This is a genomic window from Streptomyces sp. AF1A (assembly GCF_047340315.1).
Taxonomy (GTDB): Bacteria; Actinomycetota; Actinomycetes; order Streptomycetales; family Streptomycetaceae; genus Streptomyces.
This window is the reverse complement of record NZ_JBLEBI010000307.1, coordinates 1-4,202: the sequence shown is the minus strand read 5'-3', so window position 1 is coordinate 4,202 and position 4,202 is coordinate 1. Positions and strand designations below refer to the sequence as shown.

Here is a 4,202-nt window from a genome sequence, read left to right as displayed (position 1 = left end):
CCGCACCGTTTTGGGTGCGTCCTTGTCCGTACTGTGCCCCTAGGGCATGACATGCGCGGCTTCCCGGCTTCCCGGTCGGCCGCACTGTTTTGGGTGCGCACCCTCTCTTGTCCGTACTGTGCCGTGGGGGTGTGCGGGGCGCGACTTTCGGGGCGCTGATTGCGGTGTTTGGTGGGCGGGCCGGAAACACCGGTTGTGGCCTGCTGGCCCGGCCGGGCGGGGCGCGGCGTGGCGTTGTGTCACCGATGCGTCAATATGTTTGGGTGATCGTTCATCAGTGCCACTATGTTTTGGGATCAGGGAATTGAAGACGGGCGGCGACGGCTGTCGTCCATTCGCCTGACAGGCTGAGGGCCGAGGAGATTGGCTGCCTGTCGAGAACGAAGGTTCGGTGACTTCATGCTGAAAACCGTGGAAGACACGATCAGTCATCATCTCGCCCGGGCCGCGGCGCAGGCCCCCGCCGAAAAAGCGTTCACTTTTGTGGACTTCAGTACCGGCCGGGGCGGGGTGTGCACCTCGTTGACGTGGGGCGGGCTGCGGGAGCGGGTGGGTGCCCTTGCGGGGGTGCTGCGCGACAGCGGTGCGGCTGGTGAGCGGGTGGCTTTGGTGGGTCCGCAGAACCTGGACTATGTCGTGGGCTTCCTGGCGGCCGTGTGTGCCGGCGCGGTTGCCGTTCCCCTGTTCTCGCCGGGGCTGCCCGGCCATGGTGAGAAACTGGCCGCCGCGCTCGCCGACGCCGATCCGGTGTTCGCTGTGACCAGTGGTGAGGGGCGTGAGGAGGCGGAGAAGTTCTGCGCGAACCAGGACGGGCTGCGTCTGCGCGTGGTCACCGAGGGGGACCTGCTGTCGGGCCGGGCGGTGCGGGGCGGGGACACCCGCGGTGAGCCTGCTCGTCCGCGGCCCGCGGATGTGGCGTACCTGCAGTACACCTCCGGCTCGACCCGTATGCCCTCGGGGGTGGAGATCACTCATGCCAACGTGTGCGCCAACGCCCGTCAGGCGCTGACGGCCTATGGTATGCGCAGCGGGCGCAACTGCACGGTGGGCTGGCTTCCGCTGTACCACGACATGGGGCTGGTGCTGGCGGTGGTGCTTCCCGTTGTGGGCACCCTGCACTCGGTGTTCATGGATCCGCTGGCCTTCGTGCAGCAGCCGGTGCGCTGGCTGCGGCTGCTGAGCGAACACGGCGGGGCGCTGACCGCGGCTCCCAACTTCGCCTACGACTACTGCGTGCACCGTGTCAGTGGCGAGGAGCGTGCCACGCTCTCGCTGGGCCAGGTCGCGGCGATGGTCAACGGCAGTGAACCCATCAACGAGCAGACGCTCAGGCGGTTCCAGGAGGCGTTCGGCCCGGTGGGTGCGCGTGCTACGGCGATGCGTCCGTCCTACGGGCTGGCCGAGGCGACCGTGTTCGTGTCTGCTTCCCCGGCGGGCCGGGAGCCGGTGGTCACCTGTTTCGACCGTGACGCGCTGGCGGCCGGCACCGCCCGGGCGGTCACCGATGGCGACGGCCGGCCGGTGACCCGTCTGGTCGGCTGCGGGCGGCCCACCGGGCAGGAGGCCGCCGTCGTGGATCCCGAGCGCCGGGTGCGGCTTGAGGAGGGGCGGGTGGGGGAGATCTGGCTGCGCGGCCCCAACATCGCCCGCGGCTACTTCCGCGACCCGCAGCACAGCGAGGCGACCTTTGGCGCCACCCTGCACGACGACAGCGACGACAGCGACGGCGACGGCGACGGCGACGGCGGGGGCGGGGGCGGGGGCGGGGGCTCGCGCTGGCTGCGCACGGGGGATCTCGGGCTGTGGCACGAGGGTCATCTCTACATCACCGGCCGCCTGAAGGACCTGGTGATCATCGACGGGACCAATCACTATCCGCAGGACATCGAGCACACCGTCGAAAACGCGCACCCGGCGATCCGCCGCCATCACGCCGCGGCGTTCTCCCTTGCCACCGACGACGGGGAACGCCTGGTGGTGGTGGCCGAGCACGTCCGTGACCTGGCCGAGCCCGCCCGGGTGCGCGAGGAGGTGACCCGTGCGGTGCGCCAGGCGGTCGGCGCCGCGCACGCCGTCGCGGTGCACGACTTCGTCCTCGCCCCGCCCGGCACCGTCCCGCACACCACCAGCGGGAAGGTGGCCCGCCGTGCGTGCCGCGAGCACTACCTGCGGGGTGTGTTCACGTGCGGCACGCGTGTGCGCGCACGGACCGGCCAGGCATGAACCGGCCGGGCGGATTGCGGGAGCCGGCCGGCGAGGACACCGGGGCCGCCACCGCCGTGAGCGGGGGCCGCCCGCTGGGTGTGCGGACCTTTGACACGCACGTGCACAGAGAGACCGACGAGGCATGAACCAGCCAGGCGGACACCAGGAGCCGGCCGTGGAGATGAGGGCCACCACCGCGGAAGGCGGCGGCCGTCTGAGGGGCGGCGCCGACCAGGTGCGCGGCGTGCTGCGGCAGCTGCTCGCGCAGACCTGCAACATCGCGCCGGAAGAACTCGACGACGCCCGGCCGGTGGTGGAGTACGGTCTGACCTCCCGCGACGCCGTCGGACTGACCGGCCAGCTGGAAAAGATCCTGGGCCGGTCCCTGCCTGCCACGCTGCTGTGGGAGCATCCCACCATCAACCGGCTCGCCGCCGCCCTGGCCGACGCCGGCGGCAAGGATGCCGTGCCCGCGCAGCCGCCGTGCCCCGCGCCCGGGTTGCCGGACGGCGAGGGGCTGGAGGATGCCATCGCCGTCGTCGGTATCGGGTGCCGTCTGCCCGGTCCGGTGTATGGGCCGGACGCGTTGTGGGCCCAGCTGATGGCCGGGCAGGACGCGGTCGGGCAGGTGCCCGGCACACGCTGGCCCAGTTTTGCCGGCACGGCGCCCGATGTTGCGGCTCTGATCGAGTCGACCCCCAAGCAGGGTGCCTTCTTGGAGGACATCGACCGGTTCGACGCCGCGTTCTTCGGTATCACCCCGCACGAGGCCGAGGTCATGGACCCTCAGCAGCGGCTGCTGCTCGAAGTGGTGTGCGAGGCGCTGGATCATACGGGCGTGCCCGCGTTCGCCTGGCAGTCCACCTCCACCGGGGTCTTCGTCGGCCTGAGTTCCCTCGAGTACGGGCACCTGACCACCTCGGATCCGGCCCGGCTGAGCGCGTGGACCGGCACCGGGGCCGCCGGCAGCATCGCCGCCAACCGGGTGTCGTACCTGCTGGACCTGCACGGCCCGAGCATCACCGTGGACACGGCCTGTTCCTCCTCCCTGGTGGCCGTGCACCTGGCGTGCCGCAGCCTGCGCAGCGGGGAGTGCGAGAGGGCACTGGCCGCAGGCGTCAACCTCCTGCTGTCCCCGGCCGTCACCGCCTGCCTGGGCCAGGCGGGTGTGCTGGCCCAGGACGGCAGGTGCAAGCCCTTCGACGCCGCGGCCAACGGCATCGCCCGCGGTGAGGGCTGCGGCGTCGTCGTGCTCAAGCGGCTGGTCGACGCCCGGCGCGAGGGGGACCGGGTGCTCGCCGTCATCCGGGGCAGTGCCGTCAACCAGGACGGCCGTTCGGCGGGGTTGATGGCACCCAACCCGCTCGCGCAGCAGGCCCTGCTGCGCGAGGCCCTGCGCGATGCACGCATCGCCGCCACCGACGTCGACTACGTCGAGGCCCACGGGACGGGCACGTTGCTGGGCGACCCCATCGAGGCGGCCGCCCTGGGAGCGGTTCTGGGGCGGGGCAGAGAGCCCGAGCGGCCGCTGCTGATCGGCTCGGTCAAGAGCAATGTGGGCCACCTCGAGGGCGCGGCCGGCCTCATCGGCCTGATCAAGACCGTGCTGGCCCTGCACCACGGACGTATCCCGGCCAGCCTCCACTTCCGCCGGCCCAACCCGCACATCGCCTTCGATGAGCTGAATCTGCGCGTGGTCACCGAGGCGATGGCGTGGCCGGCCACCGGCAACCGGCCGGCGCGCGCCGGGGTGTCGGCCTTCGGGTTCGGCGGCACCAACGCCCACGCCGTCCTCGAACAGGCCCCCCCGGCCCCCGCCGGGCCCGCGCGGGGGCGCCACGACGAGGAGGCGGCGGGCCACCCGCACCTGCTGCTCGTCTCCGCCCGCACCCCGGACCGGCTTGCCGACGTGGCCGCGAGCCTGTCGCGGTGGGTGGCCGCCGACGGCGCACCCGCCCTCACCTCCACCGGGGTCTTCGTCGGCCTGAGTTCCCTCG

The 4,202-nt window shown here is 72.0% G+C and carries 2 protein-coding genes; both read left to right on the top strand.

Features of this window, described 5'->3' with window-relative positions; genetic code table 11:
* Positions 1-411: 411 nt before the first annotated feature.
* A complete protein-coding gene (locus tag ACLU3S_RS36070) occupies positions 412-2,223 on the top strand; it encodes a fatty acyl-AMP ligase (protein ID WP_413956198.1) in 1,812 nt (603 codons plus the stop codon).
* A 124-nt stretch (positions 2,224-2,347) separates the two neighbouring features.
* Positions 2,348-4,202 (top strand): beta-ketoacyl synthase N-terminal-like domain-containing protein (locus tag ACLU3S_RS36065; protein WP_413956197.1); only part of this gene is annotated, 1,855 nt, incomplete at its 3' end.